This is a genomic window from Roseisolibacter sp. H3M3-2 (genome assembly GCF_029211165.1).
Classification (GTDB): domain Bacteria; phylum Gemmatimonadota; class Gemmatimonadetes; order Gemmatimonadales; family Gemmatimonadaceae; genus Roseisolibacter.
The window spans coordinates 1-992 of the sequence record NZ_JARGEK010000695.1 but is presented as its reverse complement, the minus strand read 5'-3'; the positions used below and the strand labels follow the sequence as shown (position 1 = coordinate 992).

Annotated in this window: 1 protein-coding gene; it reads right to left on the bottom strand. The window is 77.1% G+C overall.

All coding sequences use genetic code 11. From position 1 onward, the window contains the following. Positions 1 to 826, bottom strand: an 826-nt coding sequence (locus tag PYV61_RS25790) for an aminopeptidase (protein WP_275836752.1), incomplete at its 3' end; no start/stop codon positions are given. Positions 827 to 992 lie beyond the last annotated feature (166 nt).

Below are 992 nucleotides of genomic sequence, written 5' to 3'. Positions count from 1 at the left end.
CCGCCACGCGGGCCGCGCTGTCCGCTCCCGCGCGCCCCGGCCGCCGCGCGAACGCCGAGTCCACCGACGCCGCCAGCCCGCGCCAGAACTCGCCCAGCAGCCGGTCGTCCGCCCACCGCTCGCGCGCGCGGCGCGCGGAGGCCGTGTCGCCGCGCGCGCGGAAGAAGCGCTCGCTCCCGTACGCGCCCACGAAGCTGGCGAACGACTCGTTGAACACCGCCTGCCCCGCCGCGTAGTACGTCGTGTGCGTCAGCTCGTGCACGACCGTGTTGGCCAGGTCCACCGAGTCCTCGGCCAGCGTCGTGTTCAGCAGCGGGTCGTCGAAGAAGCCGAGCGTGGAGTAGGCGGACGACGGGCGCAGGTAGACGTCGTAGCCGCGGCGCGCCAGCCCGCGCGCCTCGCGCCGCGCCCGCCCGAAGTCGAAGAACCCCTTGTACGGCACGCTCCCGACGATCGGGAACCACCAGGTGAACGCCTCCAGCCGGTCGCGCGGCGCGGCCGAGAGCACCAGCACGAGCGTGTCGCGCCCGAGGTCCGTGTAGCGCGTGAAGGCGCGCCCCGCGTCCAGCCCCAGCGAGTCGACGGCGAACTGGCGCACGTCGAGCACGAGGCGGAGCTTCGCGCGCGTCGCCTCGTCCACCCCGCCCCGCGCCACCAGCCGGTCGATAGGGCGCCGCCGCGCGAGGATGCGCCCCTGCTCGTAGCCGGCGCGCGTCAGGTAGCAGCCGGTGGGCGTGAGGGAGAGGAGCAGCAGCCCGGCCAGCAGCCCGAGCGCCAGCCGCGCGCGCCGGCGCCGAGGCCGCGAGCGCGCGGTCGGCGTCGTCACCGCGCCCACCGCACGCCGAGGCGGTGCGTCGCGCCGAGCGCGCGGTAGCCCTGGTGCGCGTAGTCCACCGTGACGCCGCGGAACGCCAGCCCGGCGCCGGCGGTCGCGATCGGCATCGCCTCGTCGCGGTCGAGGCGGCGGCGCACCCCCGCGCGCGCGTCGAGCG